Source organism: Kitasatospora sp. NPDC056181, from assembly GCF_042266225.1.
Lineage (GTDB): Bacteria > Actinomycetota > Actinomycetes > Streptomycetales > Streptomycetaceae > Kitasatospora.
In genome coordinates this window covers 19,108-39,754 of sequence record NZ_JBHJUK010000028.1, presented here as the reverse complement: position 1 = coordinate 39,754, position 20,647 = coordinate 19,108, and the positions used below count along the sequence as shown (strand labels likewise).

Annotated in this window: 24 protein-coding genes; 14 read left to right on the top strand and 10 right to left on the bottom strand. The window is 74.0% G+C overall.

The annotated features are described in order from the left end of the window. Window position 1 precedes the first annotated feature (1 nt). The 5 genes from ACFC1F_RS13900 (at window position 2) to ACFC1F_RS13880 (ending at window position 4,164) form a co-directional block, all read left to right on the top strand. Window positions 2–1,198: an acetoin utilization protein AcuC gene (locus tag ACFC1F_RS13900; RefSeq protein ID WP_376158076.1), complete on the top strand. Its 1,197-nt coding sequence runs from the start codon at window positions 2–4 to the stop codon at window positions 1,196–1,198. 214 nt (window positions 1,199–1,412) lie between these two features. After that, window positions 1,413–1,622 carry a helix-turn-helix domain-containing protein gene (locus ACFC1F_RS13895; RefSeq protein WP_148644250.1) on the top strand — a complete coding sequence of 70 codons (210 nt, stop codon included), beginning with the start codon at window positions 1,413–1,415 and terminating at the stop codon, window positions 1,620–1,622. A gap of 188 nt (window positions 1,623–1,810) precedes the next feature. After that, window positions 1,811–1,909: a 30S ribosomal protein bS22 gene (locus tag ACFC1F_RS13890; RefSeq protein WP_003948845.1), complete on the top strand. Its 99-nt coding sequence runs from the start codon at window positions 1,811–1,813 to the stop codon at window positions 1,907–1,909. Between the two features lie 148 nt (window positions 1,910–2,057). Further along, window positions 2,058–3,146 (top strand): NAD-dependent epimerase/dehydratase family protein, encoded by a 1,089-nt coding sequence (locus ACFC1F_RS13885; protein ID WP_376158072.1) that lies wholly within the window; start codon window positions 2,058–2,060, stop codon window positions 3,144–3,146. Window positions 3,147–3,153: 7 nt separating this feature from the next. After that, window positions 3,154–4,164, top strand: coding sequence for a lysophospholipid acyltransferase family protein (locus ACFC1F_RS13880; RefSeq protein WP_376158069.1), 1,011 nt, complete (start codon window positions 3,154–3,156; stop codon window positions 4,162–4,164). 170 nt (window positions 4,165–4,334) lie between these two features. Here the strand turns inward: ACFC1F_RS13880 and ACFC1F_RS13875 are convergent, their stop codons facing one another. The 3 genes from ACFC1F_RS13875 to ACFC1F_RS13865 all read right to left on the bottom strand — a co-directional run bounded on the left by ACFC1F_RS13875 (window position 4,335) and on the right by ACFC1F_RS13865 (window position 8,484). Next, window positions 4,335–5,654: a DUF5667 domain-containing protein gene (locus ACFC1F_RS13875; protein ID WP_209417142.1), complete on the bottom strand. Its 1,320-nt coding sequence runs from the start codon at window positions 5,652–5,654 to the stop codon at window positions 4,335–4,337. 343 nt (window positions 5,655–5,997) lie between these two features. Beyond that, window positions 5,998–6,831 carry an ECF subfamily RNA polymerase sigma factor, BldN family gene (locus ACFC1F_RS13870; RefSeq protein ID WP_245206311.1) on the bottom strand — a complete coding sequence of 278 codons (834 nt, stop codon included), beginning with the start codon at window positions 6,829–6,831 and terminating at the stop codon, window positions 5,998–6,000. A 642-nt stretch (window positions 6,832–7,473) separates the two neighbouring features. Beyond that, complete coding sequence (locus tag ACFC1F_RS13865; RefSeq protein ID WP_376158067.1) at window positions 7,474–8,484, bottom strand: HAD family hydrolase; 1,011 nt, start codon at window positions 8,482–8,484, stop codon at window positions 7,474–7,476. Window positions 8,485–8,621: 137 nt separating this feature from the next. On the opposite strand from ACFC1F_RS13865, the gene ACFC1F_RS13860 reads away from it, so the two are divergent. The 7 genes from ACFC1F_RS13860 to hemB all read left to right on the top strand — a co-directional run bounded on the left by ACFC1F_RS13860 (window position 8,622) and on the right by hemB (window position 15,968). Beyond that, window positions 8,622–8,906, top strand: a complete 285-nt coding sequence (locus tag ACFC1F_RS13860) for a glutaredoxin family protein (RefSeq protein WP_376158064.1) — start codon at window positions 8,622–8,624, stop codon at window positions 8,904–8,906. 158 nt (window positions 8,907–9,064) lie between these two features. Then, window positions 9,065–9,835, top strand: coding sequence for an exonuclease domain-containing protein (locus tag ACFC1F_RS13855; RefSeq protein ID WP_376158062.1), 771 nt, complete (start codon window positions 9,065–9,067; stop codon window positions 9,833–9,835). Between the two features lie 101 nt (window positions 9,836–9,936). After that, a complete protein-coding gene (locus ACFC1F_RS13850; protein ID WP_209417138.1) occupies window positions 9,937–10,836 on the top strand; it encodes a redox-sensing transcriptional repressor Rex in 900 nt (299 codons plus the stop codon). Between the two features lie 31 nt (window positions 10,837–10,867). Further along, window positions 10,868–12,205: a glutamyl-tRNA reductase gene (locus tag ACFC1F_RS13845; RefSeq protein WP_148644257.1), complete on the top strand. Its 1,338-nt coding sequence runs from the start codon at window positions 10,868–10,870 to the stop codon at window positions 12,203–12,205. Window positions 12,206–12,246: 41 nt separating this feature from the next. After that, window positions 12,247–13,257, top strand: a complete 1,011-nt coding sequence (hemC, locus tag ACFC1F_RS13840) for a hydroxymethylbilane synthase (protein WP_209417137.1) — start codon at window positions 12,247–12,249, stop codon at window positions 13,255–13,257. Next, window positions 13,254–14,921, top strand: a complete 1,668-nt coding sequence (locus ACFC1F_RS13835) for a bifunctional uroporphyrinogen-III C-methyltransferase/uroporphyrinogen-III synthase (protein WP_245206294.1) — start codon at window positions 13,254–13,256, stop codon at window positions 14,919–14,921. The genes hemC and ACFC1F_RS13835 overlap by 4 nt, the downstream gene beginning before the upstream one ends. A gap of 66 nt (window positions 14,922–14,987) precedes the next feature. Then, window positions 14,988–15,968: a porphobilinogen synthase gene (gene hemB, locus ACFC1F_RS13830; RefSeq protein ID WP_376158057.1), complete on the top strand. Its 981-nt coding sequence runs from the start codon at window positions 14,988–14,990 to the stop codon at window positions 15,966–15,968. Window positions 15,969–16,040: 72 nt separating this feature from the next. On the opposite strand, the gene ACFC1F_RS13825 is transcribed toward hemB, so the two are convergent. From ACFC1F_RS13825 to ACFC1F_RS13815, 3 genes are all read right to left on the bottom strand, one after another. After that, the gene (locus ACFC1F_RS13825; RefSeq protein WP_209417135.1) at window positions 16,041–16,298 is read right to left on the bottom strand and encodes a hypothetical protein; all 258 of its coding nucleotides are present in this window, start codon (window positions 16,296–16,298) and stop codon (window positions 16,041–16,043) included. Between the two features lie 223 nt (window positions 16,299–16,521). Beyond that, window positions 16,522–16,866 carry a rodlet layer protein gene (locus tag ACFC1F_RS13820; RefSeq protein WP_209417134.1) on the bottom strand — a complete coding sequence of 115 codons (345 nt, stop codon included), beginning with the start codon at window positions 16,864–16,866 and terminating at the stop codon, window positions 16,522–16,524. An 82-nt stretch (window positions 16,867–16,948) separates the two neighbouring features. Continuing rightward, window positions 16,949–17,293 (bottom strand): rodlet layer protein, encoded by a 345-nt coding sequence (locus tag ACFC1F_RS13815; RefSeq protein WP_209417133.1) that lies wholly within the window; start codon window positions 17,291–17,293, stop codon window positions 16,949–16,951. A gap of 300 nt (window positions 17,294–17,593) precedes the next feature. Here ACFC1F_RS13815 and ACFC1F_RS13810 point away from each other — a divergent pair, with 300 nt between their 5' ends. Then, window positions 17,594–18,250: a hypothetical protein gene (locus ACFC1F_RS13810; protein ID WP_376158053.1), complete on the top strand. Its 657-nt coding sequence runs from the start codon at window positions 17,594–17,596 to the stop codon at window positions 18,248–18,250. A gap of 160 nt (window positions 18,251–18,410) precedes the next feature. Here the strand turns inward: ACFC1F_RS13810 and ACFC1F_RS13805 are convergent, their stop codons facing one another. The 4 genes from ACFC1F_RS13805 to ACFC1F_RS13790 all read right to left on the bottom strand — a co-directional run bounded on the left by ACFC1F_RS13805 (window position 18,411) and on the right by ACFC1F_RS13790 (window position 20,094). Further along, window positions 18,411–18,782: a hypothetical protein gene (locus ACFC1F_RS13805; protein WP_376158050.1), complete on the bottom strand. Its 372-nt coding sequence runs from the start codon at window positions 18,780–18,782 to the stop codon at window positions 18,411–18,413. Window positions 18,783–18,901: 119 nt separating this feature from the next. After that, entirely contained in the window at window positions 18,902–19,174 is a 273-nt protein-coding gene (locus tag ACFC1F_RS13800) for a chaplin (RefSeq protein WP_209417130.1), read from the bottom strand. 110 nt (window positions 19,175–19,284) lie between these two features. After that, complete coding sequence (locus ACFC1F_RS13795) at window positions 19,285–19,527, bottom strand: chaplin (RefSeq protein WP_209417129.1); 243 nt, start codon at window positions 19,525–19,527, stop codon at window positions 19,285–19,287. Between the two features lie 315 nt (window positions 19,528–19,842). Beyond that, window positions 19,843–20,094 (bottom strand): chaplin, encoded by a 252-nt coding sequence (locus ACFC1F_RS13790; protein ID WP_209417128.1) that lies wholly within the window; start codon window positions 20,092–20,094, stop codon window positions 19,843–19,845. Between the two features lie 230 nt (window positions 20,095–20,324). Between ACFC1F_RS13790 and ACFC1F_RS13785 the strand changes: the two genes are divergently transcribed. Continuing rightward, window positions 20,325–20,564 (top strand): chaplin, encoded by a 240-nt coding sequence (locus ACFC1F_RS13785; RefSeq protein WP_209417127.1) that lies wholly within the window; start codon window positions 20,325–20,327, stop codon window positions 20,562–20,564. Window positions 20,565–20,647: the final 83 nt, after the last annotated feature.

The window sequence follows — 20,647 nt, the reverse complement described above, 5'->3', positions numbered from 1 at the left end:
CATGCCCGAAGCCGAGCGTGACACCCCCTGCGGCCTGCACCTCTTCTGGGACGAGGCGGTCACCGCCTACGACTTCGGTCCCGGCCACCCGATGGACCCGGCCCGGCTGGAGCTCACCATGCGCCTGGTGGAGTCCCTCGGGCTGAACACCGGGCCGGGGGTGACCGTCCGCTCGGCCCCGCCGGCCGGCGACTCCACGCTCCGCCTGGTGCACACCCGCGAGTACGTCGAGGCGGTCAGACACGCCGCCGCCCACCCCGACGAGCAGGACCGGCGGCACGGCCTCGGCACCGACGACAACTGGGCCTTCCCCGCCGTGCACTCCGCCTCCGCGCTGATCGCCGGCCAGTCGGTGGCCGCCGCCGAGGCCGTCTGGCACGGCGAGACCCCGCACGCCGTCAACTTCGCCGGCGGCCTGCACCACGCCATGCCGGGCAGGGCGTCCGGCTTCTGCATCTACAACGACCCCGCGCTCGCCATCGCCCGGCTGCTCGAACTCGGCGCCGAGCGGGTCGCGTACGTCGACGTGGACGTCCACCACGGCGACGGCGTCCAGCAGGCGTTCTGGGACGACCCCCGGGTGCTCACCGTCTCACTGCACGAGCACCCCGCCACGCTCTTCCCGCAGACCGGCTGGGCCACCGAGACCGGCGGGCCGGACGCCCCCGGCTCCGCCGCCAACCTGCCGCTGCCCGCCGGCACCGGCGACTCCGGCTGGCTGCGCGCCTTCCACGCCCTGGTGCCCGAGCTGCTGGCCGCCTTCCGCCCGCAGGTCCTGGTCACCCAGCACGGTGCGGACACCCACCTGGAGGACCCGCTCGCCCACCTCGCGGTGACCGTCGACGCCCAGCGGCTGATCGCCGAGGAGCTGCACGACCTCGCGCACCGGTACGCCGACGGCCGCTGGGTCGCCCTCGGCGGGGGCGGCTACGCCGTGGTGGACGTCGTCCCCCGGGCCTGGACCCACCTCGTCGCCACCGCCGCGGGCCGGCCCGTCGACCCCGCCACCGAGACCCCGCAGGAGTGGCGCGCGGAGGTCTACCGACGTACCCGCCGCCCGGCCCCGCTGCGGATGACCGACGGAGCCCGGCCGGCCTGGCGGGACTTCGACGCGGGATACGATCCGGCCGACCGGCTCGACCAGGCGATCCTGGCCGCCCGCCGCGCCGTCCTGCCGCACCACGGCCTGCTGCCCTGACCGGAGGCCCCGGCCGCCGCGTGCGCACGGCCGGTACGGCAGACCGCCGATCGACTACGTACTGCAACTGGACTATCTCTCACCGTACGAGGACTGCCCTTCCCCCTCTTCCCACTGGTACCACCCATAACTACTCTGGGGATACACGTGTGCCGGTGGAGTCACCGGAGGGGAAGCCGGTGCCTTGCACACGGGTAAGGGTCGGGTGATGGTCATGAGTTCCGGCGAACGCCCCCTGCAGGAAGTCGTCTTCCTGACCGTGGCCGAAGTGGCCGCGGTCATGCGGGTGTCCAAGATGACGGTGTACCGGTTGGTGCACAGCGGAGAGCTGCCGGCCATCCGGGTCGGGCGGTCCTTCCGGGTGCCCCAGCAGGCGGTGCACGAGTACCTCAAGGAGTCCTACGTGCGGCTCGAGAGCGCGTAGGACAGGCGGCGGGTCGGGGCTCACAGCCGGTGGGCCCCGCACCCGTTTGCCGCAGATTTCCCCCGAGTTTCCCGGTCACGGGGAGCACGATTACGGCCCTGGCCGTACGGACGGTAGGCTAGGCCCTCCGTCAGTCGTATGGACTCCGTCTCTCACGGACGGGAGTCTCAGTGAGCGAGGGTTGTTCCGTGGGCTCTGTCATCAAGAAGCGTCGCAAGCGTATGGCCAAGAAGAAGCACCGCAAGCTTCTCAAGCGCACCCGCGTGCAGCGTCGCAACAAGAAGTAAGCGCCCTCGGCCGCGCCCAGCGCGCCAGGCGCCTCCACCGCCCGTCCAGGCCTCACGGCCCGGGCGGGCGGTGTCGTTTCACGGCAGGCTACGGCGGCGCGGTACGGTGCACGCAGGCCGCCGAGGCCGAGGAACGAGGTGCAGCACCGTGGGCAAGGTCGTGCTCGTCACCGGCGTGGCCCGCCAGCTCGGGGCCCGATTCGCCGCCGAGCTCCGCAGCCGGCCGGACGTCGACCTGGTGGTCGGCGTGGACGTGCTGCCGCCCCGGGAGGCCGTCGAGGAGCAGGACGGGACCGCCGCGCCGTACCGGTTCCACCAGCTCGACCTGCGCCGCCCGGCGGTGGCCCGGGTGATCGCCGAGCACGGCGTCGACACCGTCGTCCACCTGGCCGTGAGCGCGACCGGCCTGGGCTCCACCAACCGCTCGTCGGTCAAGGAGTCCAACGTCATCGGCACCATGCAGCTGCTCGGCGCCTGCCAGAAGGCGCCCGGGGTGCGGCGGCTGGTGGTGAAGTCGACCACCGGCGTGTACGGCTCGGCGCCGCGCGACCCGGCGGTGTTCACCGAGCGGACCCAGCCCAAGAACCTCCCCGGCGGCGGCTTCGCCAAGGACGCGGTGGAGGTCGAGGGCTACGTCCGCGGCTTCGCCCGGCGCCGTCCGGACGTCGCGGTGACGGTGCTGCGGTTCGCCAACATCGTCGGCCCCGGCGCCGACACCCCCCTCAGCGAGTACTTCGCGCTGCCGGTGCTGCCCACCGTCCTCGGGTACGACCCGCGGTTGCAGTTCGCCCACGAGGCCGACGTGCTCGCGGTGCTCTCCCGGGCGGCCGACGAGCCGGAACCGGGCACCGTCAACACCGGCACCTTCAACGTGGCGGGGGAGGGCGTCCTGCTGCTCTCCCAGTGCGCCCGCCGGCTCGGCCGGCCGATGCTGCCGCTGCTGCTGCCCGCGATCAGCTGGATGGCCGGGCTGGCCCGCCAGACCAGGATGGTCGACTTCTCGCCCGAGCAGCTGCGGCTGCTGACCCACGGCCGCGTGGTGGACACCACCCGGCTGCGCGAGACCTTCGGGTACCGCCCCCGGTACACCACCCCGGAGGCGTTCGCCGACTTCGCCGCCGCGCAGTCCGCCGGCCTGCTGCCGCCCGAGCGTCTCGCCGCCGTCGCCGACGGACTGGCCGCGCTGCTCGGGCGCGAGCACGGCCCGGCCGCCCGCCCGAACCGACCCAGGAGCTGAACCCGCGATGAGTGCCGCAGCCGAGAACGCGCCGGGCGAGGCCAAGGTCATCCCGATCGAGTCCGCGCCCAGCTGGAGCGAGCCCGACCGGCCCGCCGGCCTGGCCGACCAGATCGCCGACGCCGTCGGCGGGGCGCTGGCCGGGCGGCTCGGCCCGGCCGCCACCCGGCTGTTCGGCAAGGGCTGGGAGGCCCGGGCCACCGAAGGCCTCGCCTTCCTGCGCCGCCGGATCACCGGGGACTACGAGGTGGACGAGTTCGGCTTCGACCGCGAGCTCACCGAGGAGGTGCTGCTCTCGCTGCTGCGCCCGCTCGCCGAGAAGTACTTCCGGATCGAGGTGCGCGGGATCGAGAACATCCCGGCCGAGGGCGGCGCGCTGATCGTCGCCAACCACTCCGGGACGATCCCGCTGGACGCCCTGATGACCCAGGTGGCCATCCACGACCACCACCCGGGCAAACGGTTCCTGCGGATGCTCGCGGCCGACCTGGTGTTCGTCCTGCCCGGGATCAACGAGCTGGCCCGCAAGGCCGGCCACACGCTGGCCTGCAACGAGGACGCCCAGGCGCTGCTGGAGCGCGGCGAGCTGGTCGGGGTCTGGCCGGAGGGCTTCAAGGGCATCGGGAAGCCCTTCTCCGACCGGTACAAGCTGCAGCGGTTCGGGCGCGGCGGGTTCGTCGCCTCGGCGCTGCGGGCGCAGGTGCCGATCATTCCCTGCTCGATCGTCGGGGCGGAGGAGACCTACCCGATGATCGGCAACTTCCGGACGCTGGCGCGGCTGCTGGGCCTGCCGTACGTGCCGATCACGCCGACCTTCCCGTGGCTCGGGCCGCTGGGCGCGGTGCCGCTGCCGACCAAGTGGACCATCCAGTTCGGCGAGCCGATCGCCACCGACCGGCACCCGGCGGAGGCGGCGGACGATCCGATGCTGGTCTTCGACCTGGCCGACGAGGTGCGGGAGACCGTCCAGCACACCCTCTACGAGCTGCTGGTGCAGCGGCGCTCGGTGTTCTTCTGAGCCGGTCGCGCTGAGCGGTGGGCCCGGGCCGGTGCGCCCGGTCCGGGCCCGCGCCGCTCGTTCGCCGGTCGTTCCGGCCCGGGCTCCGCTTCTTCCGGGCCGCGCTCCGGGGCGGGCGCGCGTGAGGGGCCCGGCGCTGCCACCGGGCCCCTCACCCCTGCTCGACCGCGTCAGCCGCCGAGGATCCGCAGTCCGGGCAGCAGCCCGGGGATCAGCGGCGGCACGTCGACACCCTGCTGCGGTGCGCCGCCGGTGGTGGCACTGGGCGAGCCGGACGGCTGCGGGGCCGCCTGGTCGGGCGCCGGGTCGGGGCTCGGCGAGGGCTTGGTGCCGGTGAGCCCGCTGGTGAGGTCGTCGACCAGCCCGCCGACCGCGCCCGGCGCGTTGCTCGGTGCGCTGCTCGGGGCGCCTGCGCCGCCGCCACCGCCGTTGCCGGGCGAGCTCGCCCCGGCGGAGGGGGCCCGCCCGGTGGTGCCGGCCTTGCCGCTGCCGTTGGCTCCCCCCGCGCCGCCGCTCTGGGCCGGCCCGGAGCCCGGTGCGGTGTTGCCGCCGCCGGCCGGGGTGTCGGCCGGGGAGCCGCCGTCCGGCGCGGAGCCCGTGGCGCCGCCCGTCCCGCTGCCGGCCTTGCCGCCGCCCTTGGCGGGCGGCTGGGCCAGACGCAGGGGCGCGACGTCCTCGCTTATGTCGTCGAAGAGCTGGTCGACCAGGTGCGCCTGCGGGATCAGCTGGACCGGCAGCCTGCTCTGCAGCTCGCTCCAGCGGTCGTCCTCGTCCTGGGCGAAGCCGGCCAGGGTGCGCATCGGGTCGAGCGAGCCGTTGCTGCGGTAGACGGAACGCAGCAGGTCGCGGCCCTTGATGGCGTCGGCGTGCATGTCGTCGAGCGCCTTGCGGACCTGCTCCACGGTGCCCGGGCTGAGCGCGCCGCCGTCGTCCGTCCGTCCGACCAGGCTCTTGACCTCGCCGAGCCGGGTGGCCGCGTTGTCGAGCAGCAGCCCGCCGCGCTCGCTGTCGGAGTTCGCGAAGTCCAGCCGGAGCCCTTCGAGGCCGCGTTTCATGCCGTACAGCGTGTCCCCGGGCAGGGCGTTGGAGCTGGCGGCGGCCGCACCGGCGAAGCTGCCGACGGCGAGCCCGGCGACCAGACCGCCGATCGCGAACCGCCGGCTCCACCGGCCGCGCGGTGCCAGCCGGGCCGCCCGGTGCCTGCGCTGGCGGGGCACCGTCGCGCCCTGACCGCCGGCGAAGGCCTGCTCGAACGCGGCCATCAGCTGGGCGCGTTGAACGGCCCGGACCTGCGGGTCCAGCTCCGGTCCCGGCAGTGCGCCGAGTGCGCCGGCCACCCCGACCAGCTCGGCCATGGCGGCCGAACCGGCTCCGGTGGAAGCGGTGTTGGCCGATCCGGCAGCGGCGGCGCCGTGTTGCTCTGCCTGGTGGGCCTCCAGCGCCTCGGCGAAGGCCTTCGCCCGCCGGTGCTCCAGCACGTTTGCCGTCACGGGCCACACCTCCCTTCGTCGTTGTCGACACCCCGGCCTGCCGGACGGTTGCCTCGGCGGGCCAAAGCCACTCCATCGGGTGAGAGGTCGCAATTCGACTTGACCGTACGCCTGGTGGAGGCTTGCACGCTGGCCAACGAGCGGTGCGGGCGGTCGGTTACGCACGGCTGATCATCGGACCGACCGTTCACCCGGACGTGTCGGGCCGGCACCGACGGTGACGGCCCTCCGGTTATCTCCCCGGGGCGGTCCCCGGCACCGTCCCCGGTGCCGTCCTTCCCACTGCCCCCGGCGCTGCTTCTGGTACGGCTGCTGCTGGCACGGCCCCCCGTTCCGGCTCCGCTCACCGCGCGTCGGGCGGCAGCAGGCGGGCCAACGTCCGCACCGCGCGGTACTGGAGGGTCTTGATGGCGCCCTCGTTCTTGCCCATGATCCGGGCCGTCTCGGCCACCGAGAGCCCCTGCAGGAAGCGGAGCGTGACGCACTCCTGCTGCTGCGGGTTGAGCCGGTGGACGGCGTCCAGCAGGGCGGCGTTGGAGAGCGACTCCAGCACCGACTCCTCCGGGCTGCGCTCGCACTCGTTGGAGTCGAGCATCTCGCCGGTGGTGACCTCCAGCCGGAACCGGCTGGACTTGAAGTGGTCGGCCACCAGGTTGCGGGCGATGGTCACCAGCCAGGCGCCGAAGTCCCGGCCCTGCCAGGTGAAGGTGCCGATGCGGCGCAGCGCCCGCAGGAAGGTCTCGCTGGTGAGGTCCTCGGCGGTGGCCCGGCTGCCGACCCGGTAGTAGATGTAGCGGTAGACGGTGTCCGCGTAGTGGTCGTAGAGGCGGCCGAAGGCCTCGCTCTCACCGGCCTGGGCCTTCTCGACCAGCTCCATGATGGGGTTGTGCTCGGTCTCGTAGCCGGGGCTCGGGGCCGTTCTGGCCCGGCTGCGGCCGCTGGTGCCGGCGGCCCCGGCACGGCCGCGGGAGCCGGTCCCGGTGGAGGAGCCGGCGGCGGTGGTGCGCAGCGCCAGGCCGGCGGGTTGGGGCGGGCCGTAGCCGAACGCGGCGCCGGCGGGAACCAGTTGGGGCGGGACGGCGAGCTGGCTGCGGAGCAGGCTGCGCAACAGCTCCAGGCCGGTGGAGATCTGCCGGGGGGAGCCCGGGCGGCTGCGGAGGCTGGTGCGGGAGCGCAGGGGCGCGGGCGACGGGCGGGAGGGTGCAGGCGCGTCGTTCCGGACGGGTGGGTACACGGGACTCCCAGAGGCAGAACTGTGGACGGATCACCTCCGCCTGCGCGGAGAGCACGCCCGCGCCGCCCGGTCGGGAGGGGCGCGTGGGTGACGTGCATCCAGGAGAGAATAACGCTTTGTGCAATGACAGCTACACCGTGTGGTCGAAGTGGTCGTTTGGGATCCGCAGGGCATGCATATTCGGCTGACACTGACCGAAGATGTCATCGGTCATCCGGCTCAACGTGATCGAACAGGCGCGCAGGGTGACCAATTCGGCGGTCTGGCGGGCGGTTTCCCAGTCCTTGGCCTCGGTAACCCCTGACTTTCCCGGTCTGACGAACGATCGGAACCGGTCGCGGGCTGACAGGATCGATCAACGGGTCCGGACGGCCCTCTGCCACGCCGGGGTTCGCCCGTACGAGGGGCCTGGTCAGCGTGCGGATTGACCGGTGGTCACCCGTCCAGGGGTGGCCCGTCCCGGTGACGTCCGGCCGTCGTCCCGGTGCTCTCCGACGCTCTCCGGCGCTCTCTCCGGCAATGTCCGGCGGGGCGCAGTGGGGTGCGGGGGTGGTGGCGGGGCTCGCCGGGATCCAGGGGAGGGGCTCAGGCGTGCCGGCGCCGGTGCAGGGCGACCCCGGCCGCCGCCGCGCCCGCGGCGACGCCCAGCGCGGCCGCCGCGGGGAGGCCCACCCGGGCCGCCTTGCGCCCGGTCCGGAAGTCCCGCACCCGCCAGCCCTGGGCCCGCGCGTGGCGGCGCAGCGCGCCGTCCGGGTTCACCACGTACGGGTGGCCGACCAGGGAGAGCATCGGGATGTCGTTGGCCGAGTCGCTGTACGCGGCGCAGCGGTCCAGGTCGAGCCGCTCGCGACGGGCCAGCGCCCGGACGGCGGCCGCCTTCGCGGGCCCGTGCAGCAGCTCGCCGACCAGCCGGCCGGTGTAGAGGCCGCCCCTGGCCTCGGCGACGGTGCCGAGCGCGCCGGTCATGCCGAGCCGGCGCGCGATGACCCTGGCCACCTCCAGCGGGGCGGCGGTGACCAGCCAGACCCGCTGCCCGGCGTCCAGGTGCATCTGGACCAGGGCGCGCGTGCCGGGCCAGATCTTCTCGGCGACGACCTCCTCGAAGACCTCCTCGCAGATGGCTTCGAGGTCGGCGGTCCGCTTTCCGGCGACCAGGCCGAGCGCGGTGTGCTGGGCGTCGGCCATGTGGTCCGGGTCCTCGGCGCCGTGCAGCCGGAACCAGGCCTGCTGCCAGGCGAACCGGGCGATGTCGCGGCGGGTCAGGAAGCCGCGGCGGTAGAGCCCGACGCCGAGGTAGAAGATCGCGGCGCCGCGCAGGATGGTGTTGTCGCAGTCGAAGAAGGCGGCGGCGCGCGGGTCGTCCCGCTCGGGGGTGTGGTTCCCGGCGGGCGCCTTGGGGGTCTTCGCCGGCCGGTCGGCGGCCGGGGTCTGCTCCTGGGGTGCGGCCGGCTGTTCCTGAGGTGCGGCCGTGGTGGCGGCGGTGGCCGGCTCGGCCCGCAGGGCGGCCTCCGCGGCCTCGGCCGCGGCCTCGCCGGCGAGGGCGGTCCGCGCGGTGGTGGAACGCCTTGCCTGGGTGAGCCTTCGGAGCACGGCCATGGACCGAGCATATCCAGCCAGGTCGGCAGGGGCCGTGACGGCGGCGTGCCCGGGTGGTGAACACCGGAGGTGTCCCCTTCTTCCCGGATCCTCCCGGATGCGGGCGGGCGGGTCGCGGCCGGGCGCACAATGGCCGGGTGAGCCCACTGCTGCGACGCGACAAGAGCCCGAGCCCGAAGCCGTCCGACCGGACCGTCACCCTGGTCGGCAAGCCGGGCTGCCACCTGTGCGACGACGCCCGGGAGGTGATCGTCCGGGTGACCGGCGAGCTGGGCGCGGCCTTCGAGGAGAGGGACATCACACAGGACGAGGAGCTGTACCGGAAGTACTGGGAGCAGATCCCGGTCACCCTGATCGACGGCCGCCAGCACGACTTCTGGCGCGTCGACGAGCGCCGGCTGCGTGCGGCCCTGGGCGGCTGACGGCGCTCCGCCGGGCCGGGGCCCCCGTCGGTCGGCGGGGGCGGTTCGCCGAATCGTTGTGAAGAAAACCGGGCTGGGCCCGGGGAGCCCCCCGCGGGTCGGCTTACGATCGAACTCGTTTGCGCCCATGGGGGGCTGAGCACGCGAGGAGTGCCGCCATGCTTCCCGGTCCGACCCATGGGACCCCTGTCGCCCCCGCCGGGGTCGGGGGGTTCGCGGTGGTGGACGTGGAGGCGACCGGCCGCAGTCCGTGGCGGCACCGGGTGGTCGAGGTCGCCGTCGTGCTGCTGGACGCGGCGCTGCGGCCCGAGGCCGAGTTCTGCACCCTGCTGGACCCGCTGGGCCCGGTGGGTCCCACCCACGTGCACCGGATAGCCCAGGCCGACGTCGAGGGCGCCCCCCGGTTCCGCGAGATCGCGCCGCGGCTGCTGGAGCTGCTGGCCGGCCGGGTGCTGGTCGGCCATCACGTGACCTGCGACCACGCGTTCCTGGACCGTGAGTTCGCCCGGATCGGCGTGCCGCTGCCGCCGGTCCCGCTGCTCTGCACGATGCGGCTGGCCCGCACGCACCTGCCGCAGGCCCGCGGCTTCGGCCTGGTGGCCTGCGCGGAGGCGGCGGGCCTGGGCGGGTTCCCGGCGCACACCGCGCTGGGGGACGCCCGGGCCACCGCCGAGCTGCTGCGGCACTGCCTGGGGGCGCCGTCCTGCCCGCCGGACGACTGGGCCCTGCCGCTGCGCGAGGCGGCCCGGGTGCCGTGGCCGCGGCTGGGCGGCGCGCGTTCGCGCCCCTCCGGGGAGCCCGTCCGGCTGTTCCGCCGGGACCTTCCGGCCGGGTTGCCGGGGGAGGTCCCGTACCCCGCCGGGACACCGGGCGCACAGCCCCCGGCGGCGGCCCGGAAGGGGACCGGTGCTATGGGGTCTCCGGCGTGATGCGCATCACTGTGCGGGGACAAATCGGACACCATCTTTGTGCACACGTTCACAAACGCATAGCCTGGCTGCCAAAGCCCAGCTTCACCCACAGGAGCACCGTGGCAATCGGCCGATCACCACAGAGCAGTTCGCAGACGCCCGACCAGGGCGCCGCGCGCCGACCCTCGCGTGCCCGGGGAATCCCGGAGGCGACCGTCGCCCGCCTTCCCCTCTACCTGCGGGCCCTCACCGCGCTCTCCGAGCGCTCGGTGCCGACCGTCTCCTCCGAGGAGCTGGCGGCCGCCGCGGGCGTGAACTCCGCGAAGCTGCGCAAGGACTTCTCCTACCTCGGCTCGTACGGCACCCGCGGTGTCGGCTACGACGTCGAGTACCTCGTCTACCAGATCTCCCGTGAGCTGGGCCTGACCCAGGACTGGCCGGTCGTCATCGTCGGCATCGGAAACCTCGGCCACGCGCTCGCCAACTACGGCGGCTTCGCCTCCCGCGGTTTCCGGGTGGCCGCCCTGCTGGACGCCGACCCGGCCGTGGTCGGCAGCAGCGCGGCCGGCCTCCCGGTGCGCCACATGGACGAACTGGAGTCCATCGTGGAGAGCCAGCACGTCTCGATCGGCGTCATCACCACCCCGCCCGGCGCCGCCCAGCAGGTCTGCGACCGCCTGGTCGAGGCCGGCGTCACCAGCATCCTCAACTTCGCCCCGACCGTGCTGACCGTCCCGGACGGCGTGGACGTGCGCAAGGTGGACCTCTCCATCGAGCTGCAGATCCTGGCCTTCCACGAGCAGCGCAAGGCGGGCGAGGAGCCGGACCGCACCGAGTCGGTGCTGGACCGCGCCCCCGGACCGGTCCGCGCGGCCGCCGCCAAGCTGCGCCGCGCCGCCGGCGGCTCCGCCAAGGCCCGCACGGCCGCCGAGCCGTCGGCCAAGGACGCCGAGGCGGCACCGAAGGGCAAGCCCGGCAAGGGCGGCGAGGGCGAACTCTCCGCGGTGATGCCGGCATGAGCACCGAGATCCGTGGTACCAGGGGGCGGGCATGAGTCTTCTCGTCGTAGGACTGAGCCACCGCACCGCCCCGGTCGGCGTGCTGGAGCGCGCCGCCCTGACCGGTGACGTCCCGACCCGGCTGCTGCACGACGCCGCGGCCACCGCGACCGTCGCCGAGGCCGCGCTGCTGAACACCTGCAACCGGATCGAGCTGTACGCGGACGTGGACAAGTTCCACGCCGGCGTCGCCGAGCTGTCGCTGCTGCTGGCCCACCACAGCGGGGTGGACCTGGAGGAGCTGACCTCCCACCTCTACGTCCACTACGAGGACCGCGCCGTCCACCACCTCTTCTCGGTGGCCTGCGGCCTGGACTCGATGGTGGTCGGCGAGGGCCAGATCCTCGGCCAGCTGCGCGACGCGCTGGCCAAGGCACAGGACGAGCACACCGCCGGGCGCGGCCTGAACGAGCTGTTCCAGCAGGCCCTGCGGGTCGGCAAGCGGGCGCACAGCGAGACCGGCATCGACAAGGCCGGCCAGTCGCTGGTGACCTTCGGCCTGGAGCAGGTCGCGGCCGGCGCGGGCGAGATCGCGGGCAAGCGGGCCCTGGTGGTCGGCGCGGGCTCGATGAGCTCGCTGGCCGCCGCCACCCTGGTCCGTTCCGGGGTCACCGACCTGCTGATCGCCAACCGGACGCCCGAGCGGGCCGAGCGGCTGGTCGAGATCCTCGGCGCCGGCGTGGCGCGGACGGTCGAGCTGGCCAAGGTGCCCGAGGCGCTGGCCGACGTCGACCTGGTGATCTCCTGCACCGGCGCGGCCGGCGTGGTGATCAGGGCCGAGGACGTCGCCGCCGCGGTGGCCTCCCGGGCCGGCGGCACCCCGCTCGCCTTCCTGGACCTCGCCATGCCGCGCGACGTCGACCACGCCGTGCACGAGCTGCCCGGTGCGCTCCTGGTCGACCTGGAGAGCCTCTCGCACGCCCACGCCGCCAGCCCCGGCGCCGGTGACGTGGACGCCGTCTCCGGCATCGTCGCCGACGAGGTGGCCGCCTTCGGCGCCGCCCAGCGGGCCGCCCGGATCGCCCCGACCGTGGTGGCGCTGCGGGCGATGGCCTCCGAGGTGGTCGCCGCCGAGCTGGGCCGCCTGGACTCCCGGCTGCCCGGTCTGGACGAGCGCTCCCGCGCCGAGATCACCCAGACCGTCCGCCGGGTGGTCGACAAGCTGCTGCACGCGCCGACCGTGCGGGTGAAGCAGCTTGCCGCCGAGCCCGGCGGCGCGTCCTACGCGGACGCGCTGCGCGAGCTGTTCGACCTCGACCCGGCGGCCGTGCACGCGGTCTCGGGCACTCCGATCGGCGCCCAGCAGCCTTCGGGCGGGGGCGCCAGATGAACCGTCAGCCATCCCACGAGTACCACCGGGACGATCACCTCATGAATGGTCAACCGCTCACCGACCAGGCCCCGGCCGCCACCGCACCCCTGCGGCTCGGCACCCGGCGCAGCGCGCTCGCCATGGCCCAGTCGGGCATGGTCGCCCGCGAGGTGACCCGGCTCACCGGGCGCCCCGTCGAGCTGGTGGAGATCACCACCTACGGCGACACCTCCCGGGAGGCGCTGGCACAGATCGGCGGCACCGGCGTGTTCGTCTCCGCCCTGCGGGACGCCCTGCTGGAGGGCCGGATCGACTTCGCCGTGCACTCGCTGAAGGACCTGCCCACCGCCGAGCCCGCGGGCCTGGTGCTGGCCGCGGTGCCCGAGCGCGAGGACGTCCGCGACGCCCTGGTGGCGCGCGAGGGCCTGGCCCTCGACGAGCTGGTCGAGAAGCTGGCCGGATCCGGGCACACCGCCCGGATCGGCACCGGCTCGCCGCGCCGCATGGCGCAGCTGAACGCCTGGGCCCGCGCCTTCGGCGCCCAGCTGGAGACGGTCGCGATCCGCGGCAACGTGGACACCCGGATCGGCTTCGTCACCTCCGGCGAGCTGGACGCGGTGGTGCTGGCCACCGCCGGCCTGAACCGGCTCGGCCGCGCCGCCGAGATCACCGGGCACCTCGACCCGGAGCTGATGGTCCCGGCCCCCGGCCAGGGCGCGCTCGCGATCGAGTGCACCACGGCGAACGCCGCACTGGCCGCCGAGCTCTCGGCGCTCGACCACCTCCCGACCCGGGTCGCGGTGGCCGCCGAGCGTGCCCTGCTGGCCACCCTGGAGGCCGGCTGCTCCGCACCGGTCGCCGCACTGGCCACCTGGGGCCACCCGTACGAACTGCGGCTGGAGGGCGTGGTCGGCACCGTCGACGGCGCCACCCTGCTGAAGATGTCCGCCAACGGTCCGATCGTCCTCGACGAGACCGCCGAGCAGCAGGCGACGGCCCTCGGCCACGCCCTCGCCGCCCGGCTGCTCGACGCGGGCGCGGCCGCCCTGATGGGGGAGCGAGCCCGATGAGCCCCACCGCCGCCACCGAGACGCCGTTCCCGGCCGACAGCCCGTTCGCGGGCGGGCCGGCCGCAGCCGGACGGTGCACCTTCCTGGGCGCGGGCCCCGGGGACCCGGGCCTGCTGACCCTGCGCGCGGTCGAGGTGCTGGCCTCGGCCGACATCCTGGTCGCCGACCCGCTGACCGCCGCCGCCGTGCGCAGCCACTGTCCCGACGGCGTGCAGGTGCACACCCCCGCCGCCGAGGGCACCGACTTCGACCTGGCCCAGCTGGTCACCGAGGCGGTCCGCTCCGGCAAGCACGTGGTCCGCACCGTCGACGGCGACCCGGGCCTGGACGGCTGCGCCGCCGAGGAGATGCTCAGCTGCGCGGGCGGCGGGATCCCCTTCGAGGTGATCCCGGGCGTCGCCCAGTCGGTCGGCGTGCCGGCCTACGCGGGCGTGCCGCTGCGCGGTACGGCCGGTACCGACGTCCGGTTCGTGGACGGCGCCGCGCTGCTCGCCGGCAGCCCGGTGGACCTGGGCGCGCCGGAGACCACCCTGGTGGTCCGCACCACCCTGGGCCAGCTGCCGGCCACCGCCAACGCGCTGGTCTCCAACGGCCGCAAGCCGGAGTCGGCGCTCAGCGCGACGCTCTCCGGCACCACCACCCGCCAGCGCACCTTCACCGCCACCCTGGCCACCATCGCGGCCGACCTGAAGGCGGCCCGGGTGCTGCCCTCCCCGGTCTCCGCACCGGTGGACCCGGCGACCTCGGTGATAGCCGTGGTGGGCGAGCAGGTCGCCCACCGCGCCTCGCACTCCTGGTTCGAGACCAAGCCGCTGTTCGGCTGGAACGTGCTGGTGCCGCGCACCAAGGAGCAGGCCACCGGCCTCTCCGAGCAGCTCCGCTCGTACGGTGCGGTGCCGCAGGAGGTGCCGACCATCGCCGTCGAGCCGCCGCGCACCCCGCAGCAGATGGAGCGGGCGATCAAGGGCCTGGTCACCGGCCGCTACGAGTGGATCGCCTTCACCTCGGTGAACGCGGTGCGCGCCGTCCGCGAGAAGTTCGAGGAGTACGGCCTGGACGCCCGGGCGTTCGCCGGGATCAAGGTCGCGGCGGTCGGCGAGACCACCGCGCAGGCCCTGGTGGACTTCGGCGTGAAGCCGGACCTGGTGCCGTCCGGCGAGCAGTCCGCGGCCGGGCTGCTGGAGGACTGGCCGCCGTACGACCCGGTGTTCGACCCGATCGACCGGGTGCTGCTGCCGCGCGCCGACATCGCCACCGAGACCCTGGTGGCCGGTCTGGTCGAGCTGGGCTGGGAGGTCGACGACGTGACGGCCTACCGGACGGTGCGCGCCTCGCCGCCGCCGGCCGAGACCCGTGAGGCGATCAAGGGCGGCGGCTTCGACGCGGTGCTCTTCACCTCGTCGTCGACCGTGCGGAACCTGGTCGGCATCGCCGGCAAGCCGCACAACGTGACGGTCATCGCCTGCATCGGCCCGGCCACGGCGAAGACCGCCGAGGAGCACGGCCTGCGGGTCGACGTGATGGCCCCGGCCCCGTCGGCGGCCGCCCTGGCCCAGGCGCTGGCAGACTTCGGGGCCAAGCGCCGCGACGCCGCGACCGCGGCGGGCGAGCCGGTCTACCGCCCCAGCGAGCGCCGTCCCGGATCGCGCCGCAAGGCCCGCTGAGAACCCCCGCCGGGGGCGGCAAGCCCGCCGCCCCCGGCGCTGCACAACCGTTCGGAGAGAGAAGCCGTGTCCGCTGAATTCCCGTACGTTCGCCCCCGCCGGCTCCGTTCGACCCCGGCGATGCGCCGGCTGGTCGCGGAGACCCGGCTGCACCCGGCGGAGCTGATCCTGCCGCTGTTCGTCCGCGAGGGCGTCAGCGCGCCGGTCCCGGTGACGTCGATGCCGGGCGTGGTCCAGCACACCCGCGACACCCTGCGCAAGGCGGCGGTCGAGGCCGCCGAGGCCGGCCTGGGCGGGGTCATGCTGTTCGGCGTCCCGGAGGTGCAGGACGCGCTCGGCAGCGAGGGCACCAACCCGGACGGCATCCTCCAGCAGGCGATCCGGGACGTGGTCTCCGAGGTCGGCGACGCGCTGGTCGTCATGTCCGACCTCTGCCTGGACGAGTACACCGACCACGGCCACTGCGGCGTCCTGGCCGCCGACGGCAGCGTGGACAACGACGCGACGCTGGAGCGCTACGCCGAGATGGCCCGGGTGCAGGCGGACGCCGGCGTCCACCTGGTCGGCCCGTCCGGGATGATGGACGGCCAGATCGCCGTGGTCCGCCGGGCCCTGGACGAGGCCGGGCACCAGGACGTGGGCATCCTCGCCTACACCGCCAAGTACGCCTCGGCGTTCTACGGCCCGTTCCGGGAGGCGGTCGGCTCCTCGCTGAAGGGCGACCGCAAGAGCTACCAGCAGGACCCGGCCAACGCCCGCGAGGCGCTGCGCGAGCTGGAGCAGGACCTCGCCGAGGGCGCGGACCTGGTGATGGTCAAGCCGGCCATGGCCTACCTGGACATCCTGCGGCAGGTGGCCGACGCCTCTCCGGTGCCGGTCGCGGCCTACCAGGTGTCCGGCGAGTACGCGATGGTCGAGGCCGCGGCGGCGAACGGCTGGATCGACCGGGAGCGGATGATCATGGAGGCGCTGACCTCGATCCGCCGGGCCGGCGCCGAGCAGATCCTCACCTACTGGGCGCTCGAAGCCGCTTCGATGCTCAAGTAGCCCCCGTACGCGGCGCGAAGGCCGGGCCCCTCCCGTGGAGGAGGGTCCCGGCCTTCGCGGTACGCCCGGACGTCAGCCGACGTGGGCGAAGCCCTCCTCGCCGCCGACCGCGTCGGTGGAGGTGGCGGCGCCCCAGCCGTGGGCACCGGAGTGGATGTGCGAGGTGTGGGCGAGGCCCCACCACTCGCCGGCGGCGAACACCGGGTGGGCCGAGGCGACGAACTCGCCGCCGCCGGCCAGGCCGACGTGCGCGAACGCCGGGGTGGCGACACCCGTGAGCGCCAGCGCGCCGAAGGCGGTCAGTGCGGCCTTGCCCAGCTTGCTCTTCATGGATCTGCCCTCTCGTTCGGAGCGCTCGGTCGGAGCGCCCTGCCACTGATCACGTGAACACACGCTGCCGTCCGTCCCGGCGCCCCATGCGCCGCGCCGACGGCCTGTCACCCGGTCGGACCTCGCCCGAACGGGACGGTCCGGCCGGACAGTTGATCGCACAGAAGCCCGGAGGGCCCGGGGAGACGTCCCCGGGCCCTCCGTCCGCGCCATTGCCCCTGGATCAGCCGATCAGGTGCGAGACACCCGCGTCGCCCGAGGACTGGGTGTTCTGGCCGACGTTGCAGATCTGCTTCGGGGTGCTGTTGAGGACCGGAACCTCGACCGGAACCGCGACACCGATGACGGCGACCGCGATGTTGTGCACCTCGGGCAGGCAGATGTTCGGGTTGTCCAGGGTGTGGAAGTTCGGCGAGCCGTTGCCGTGGGTGCCGGTCTGGTTGGTGCCGCCGTTGCCCTGGGCGGAGACGGCCGAGCCGTCCGAGTCGGCGATGGCGGAGGCCGAGCCGGCGGACATCGCGATGGCAGCGGCAGCCAGGCCGGCGGCGGCGAGGGTCTTCTTGATCATTTCTGGTTTCTTCCTCTCGGGGGGTGAATCGGGGAGCGATTCGAAGGGTGGTTCAGGGGGGTGGTGCAGCTGGGGGAGCAGGTCAGCCGATCAGGTGCGAGACGCCGGAGTCGCCCTTGCTCTGGGTGCCCTGGCCCTGGGTGCAGTACTGCTTGCCGCCGCTGTTGGCGATCGGGACCTCGACCGGGACGGCCACGCCGAGCACGCCGACCGCGATGTTGTGGATCTCGGGAAGGCAGACGTTCGCGTTGTCCAGGAAGTGGAAGTTCGGGCTGTTGTCGCCGACGGTGCCGGTGAAGTTGGTGCCGCCGTTGCCCTGGAGGGACGCGGCGGAGCCGTCCGAGTCCGCGATGGCCGAGGCCGGCGTCGCAGCGGCGGCCAGTGCGGCGACGGCCAGGCCGGCGGCGGCGAAGGACTTCTGGATCATGGGGAGATCCCTCTCTGAAAAGCTCTTGGTTTCCGTGCGTACAACGCGTACAACGCTCAGACCCGGTCTGCGGTCACTGACATTCAGATCAAAGAATGACGGCACGGAAGGTTACGGGGATTTTTGAAAAGAGTCCGGGAGGCGCGGCGGACGGGGCTTTCCGGTCGGATTATTAGGCCGAATCGGTTAACCGCCGCAATCCGGGATCCGGGTGTCTCGTTGAGACAGATTGCTTTCCGGCTGCGCCCGCGCAGCCGTCCCCCCAGGTCTCCAGTACGGACAGGCAGAACGGTGAAAAGCATGAAGTTCTCCAAGCGGGCCGGCGCGATGTTGCTGGCGGTCGGCGCCGGCGTGCTCGCCTCCCAGGCAGCGGCCTCCGCCGCCGCGGTCGGCCCCGACCAGGTCGGGGCCCTGGAGGACAGGCTGGCCACCCAGCAGGTCCCGGTGGACGTGCCGCTCGCCCCGCTGGACAGCCGGATCTCCGGCGGCATCCCGACCTCCCTGGTGATGCCGCCGGTGCCCGGCCACACCACCGGCGAGGCGCTGCTCCCGGACCGGCTCGTGCCGGCGCTCGGCACCGGCAAGGTCGGCCCGACCGCCAAGGCCGAGCTGCCGCTGCCGCTCGTCGACCGGGGCGCCGACCTCGGCGAGCTGCTGCTGGAGGCCCCGGCCGCGCCGCTGCACGCCGACACCCCCGGGGTGGGCCTGGGCCGGCCGCTCGCGCTCGCCCAGGACGGCACCGGACAGCTCGCCGACGGCGCGCTCAAGGTGGGCGAGGTCGACCCGCGGCTGATCACCGGCGCGGTCCAGGCCGTCCCCGGCGCCAAGGCCACCCTCGGCAACGAGGACGAGCGCATCTCCGTCACCGACTCGGTGGACAACCTGGCCGCGACCACCACCGCGACCGCCACCGGCGTGGCGCAGCAGACCGGGCTGGCCGGTCTCACCCAGCTCTGAGCGGCTCCGCCCGCGCGGGAGCCCGGCACCCCGTCCAGGTCCATCCGGACGGGGTGCCGGGCTCCCGCGTGTCCGCCGCGGTTCGCGGCCGCCCCGGCGCGCCGGTTCCGGGCGCGTCCGACGTCGGTGCGTCCGACTCCGGTGCGTCCGTCCTCCGGGATCAGCCGGGCAGGGCGCCGAGCACCTGTCCGAGCACCGGCAGGTCCCGCGGCCCGCCGCCGGCGCTCAGCGGCCCGGTCAGCGTGCTGGTGGAGACCGGCGCCAGGCCGGAGTCCTCCGGCTGGACGGTGGCGCCGTTGTTGAGCACGTCGGCCGAGGAGTTGGCCCACGGGTCCAGGCGGAGGTCTTTGACCGGCGCGATGCCGTAGCCCAGGCCGGTGGTCGTACCGCCGAGCGCCTGGGCGAGGTCGGTCTTGGCCAGGCCGGCGCCGCCCGCGGCCGGTGCGGCGTGCGCTGCGCCGGCACCGGCGCCGAGCAGCACCGCGGCGCCCAGGGCGGCGGCGAGGCCGGCCCCGCTCTTCTTCGAAACCATGCGAGTCACCCTTCGGGGGATCGGGTCCCCGGGCGGCTGGACCGCGCCCGGGTATGCCGAACCGCCCCCCGGCCGGCTGGTCGGGGGGCAGTTCGGCCGGAACGCGTACCGATCGGTGATCAGCAGTCGTCCGCGTCGTGGTGCGGGTGCGCCTCCACGTTGGCGCAGCTGTTGCCGAACGCCGGGTTCAGGGCGCCGATCACGTCGATGGAGTTGCCGCACAGGTTCACCGGGATGTGCACCGGGACCTGCAGCTGGTTGCCGGAGAGCACGCCGGGGGAGCCGGCGGCGACGCCCTCCGCACCGGAGCTGGCGGAGGCGGCACCGGCCGCGCCCAGCACCAGGCCGGCGGCGGCGGCAGAGAGGACGGCGGCCTTCTTCACGTTCTGCATGGGGGTTGATCTCCTCGATCACACACGGGTTGAGCGGGCCGCACCCCGCGCGGGGCGGGGTGCGGCACGGACTCGGTGAAGCAGCTGTCGCCGGTGCGGCGACCGCCGGTTCAGCCGATGTTGGCGCAGTGGTTGCCGAACGCCGGGTTCAGGATGCTGACGACGCCGATGGAGTTGCCGCAGACGTTGACCGGGATGTGCACCGGGATCTGGATCTGGTTGCCGGAGAGCACGCCGGGGGAGCCGGCGGCGACGCCCTCGGCGCCGGAGCTGGCGAACGCGCCGCCGGCCGCACCGACAACCAGGCCGGCGGTGGCGAGGGACAGGGCGGCGGCCTTCTTGAGGTTACGCATGGGGTTCTTCCTCCGTTTTCTGCCCGACCGTAAAAGGAATTAGTCGGGAGCCGGGCGAAGGTGAATCATCGCCCGCTGGCTTCTGGGAATGCCGTGATTGTCACTCTGGCGGCCCAGGTGGCGCGTGTCGCCCGTGGCTTGGGCGATGGACGGCGGCCGCACAACCGCGCGCCGAGAATTGTTCCCGCACGGCCGGGGGACAATTCGCGCAGGCGCGCGACCAGGAGCAATTCCGGACGGGGTGGGACCGGCGGCGGATCTCCCGGAGTCGGTGGGCCGCCCGGCCGCTGGGCCGGACAGCCGTTCGGGGCTGGGTCAGGCGTTGGCGCAGTGGTTGCCGAACGCCGGGTTGAGCAGGCCGACCACGTCGACGGAGTTGCCGCACAGGTTCACCGGCACGTGCACCGGGATCTGGATCTGGTTGCCCGAGGCCACGCCGGGCGAACCGGCCGCGACGCCCTCGGCGGACGCGCCGTGGGCGTGGTGGGCGGCGGCGGCGCCTGCGCCGGCGGCCAGCAGGGCGGCGGTGGCCGCGGTGCCGAGGACGCCGTGGGCGAGCTTGCGCATGTGCGGTACTCGATTCGTTCTAGAAGGCCTGGGTGGAGCGTGTTCCGCCAGGGAGAACGAGGGAGCGCCCGCGGGGAAACGGTCGGGAGGGGTGATCACCCGAATGCCTGGCGTCGGGTCCGTTGGGCCACTCGGGTGACAAAGGGTGCGTCGTCGCAACCGGGTCGGGCGGGTGTCGTTCTAGATGTCGCACTCCCCGTGCATCTCTGTCGATTAGTCAGGAGGCTCCTATGAGCATCAAGAAGACGGCCGCCGTCGGTGCCGCCGTGGTAGGCATCGTGGCGGCCGGTGCCGGCACCGCGATGGCCAGCTCGGGCGCCGAGGGTGTCGCCGCGGGTTCCCCCGGCGTCATCTCCGGCAACCAGCTGCAGGTGCCGGTGCACGTGCCGGTCAACCTCTGCGGCAACACCATCAACGTGATCGGTCTGCTGAACCCGGCGTTCGGCAACCACTGCGTCAACGCCGGCTGATCTGCGCCCGGTTCGGCCGGCGCGAGCCGCCGTCCCGCGCTTCCCTCCTGGGGTGCGGGGCGGCGGCTCTCCGTTTTCCGGAC

Excerpts from the sequence above, each read along its gene's own strand:
- ACFC1F_RS13835 (WP_245206294.1), top strand. The coding sequence starts at position 13,254 with ATGAGCCCCACCGCCGCCACCGAGACGCCGTTCCCGGCCGACAGCCCG.
- ACFC1F_RS13825 (WP_209417135.1), bottom strand. The coding sequence starts at position 16,298 with ATGAAGAGCAAGCTGGGCAAGGCCGCACTGACCGCCTTCGGCGCGCTG.
- ACFC1F_RS13900 (WP_376158076.1), top strand. The coding sequence starts at position 2 with ATGCCCGAAGCCGAGCGTGACACCCCCTGCGGCCTGCACCTCTTCTGG.
- ACFC1F_RS13795 (WP_209417129.1), bottom strand. The coding sequence starts at position 19,527 with ATGCGTAACCTCAAGAAGGCCGCCGCCCTGTCCCTCGCCACCGCCGGC.
- ACFC1F_RS13800 (WP_209417130.1), bottom strand. The coding sequence starts at position 19,174 with ATGCAGAACGTGAAGAAGGCCGCCGTCCTCTCTGCCGCCGCCGCCGGC.
- ACFC1F_RS13785 (WP_209417127.1), top strand. The coding sequence starts at position 20,325 with ATGAGCATCAAGAAGACGGCCGCCGTCGGTGCCGCCGTGGTAGGCATC.
- hemC (WP_209417137.1), top strand. The coding sequence starts at position 12,247 with ATGAATGGTCAACCGCTCACCGACCAGGCCCCGGCCGCCACCGCACCC.
- ACFC1F_RS13855 (WP_376158062.1), top strand. The coding sequence starts at position 9,065 with ATGCTTCCCGGTCCGACCCATGGGACCCCTGTCGCCCCCGCCGGGGTC.
- ACFC1F_RS13895 (WP_148644250.1), top strand. The coding sequence starts at position 1,413 with ATGAGTTCCGGCGAACGCCCCCTGCAGGAAGTCGTCTTCCTGACCGTG.
- ACFC1F_RS13790 (WP_209417128.1), bottom strand. The coding sequence starts at position 20,094 with ATGCGCAAGCTCGCCCACGGCGTCCTCGGCACCGCGGCCACCGCCGCC.
- ACFC1F_RS13865 (WP_376158067.1), bottom strand. The coding sequence starts at position 8,484 with ATGGCCGTGCTCCGAAGGCTCACCCAGGCAAGGCGTTCCACCACCGCG.
- ACFC1F_RS13845 (WP_148644257.1), top strand. The coding sequence starts at position 10,868 with ATGAGTCTTCTCGTCGTAGGACTGAGCCACCGCACCGCCCCGGTCGGC.
- ACFC1F_RS13810 (WP_376158053.1), top strand. The coding sequence starts at position 17,594 with ATGAAGTTCTCCAAGCGGGCCGGCGCGATGTTGCTGGCGGTCGGCGCC.
- ACFC1F_RS13880 (WP_376158069.1), top strand. The coding sequence starts at position 3,154 with ATGAGTGCCGCAGCCGAGAACGCGCCGGGCGAGGCCAAGGTCATCCCG.
- ACFC1F_RS13815 (WP_209417133.1), bottom strand. The coding sequence starts at position 17,293 with ATGATCCAGAAGTCCTTCGCCGCCGCCGGCCTGGCCGTCGCCGCACTG.
- ACFC1F_RS13805 (WP_376158050.1), bottom strand. The coding sequence starts at position 18,782 with ATGGTTTCGAAGAAGAGCGGGGCCGGCCTCGCCGCCGCCCTGGGCGCC.
- ACFC1F_RS13820 (WP_209417134.1), bottom strand. The coding sequence starts at position 16,866 with ATGATCAAGAAGACCCTCGCCGCCGCCGGCCTGGCTGCCGCTGCCATC.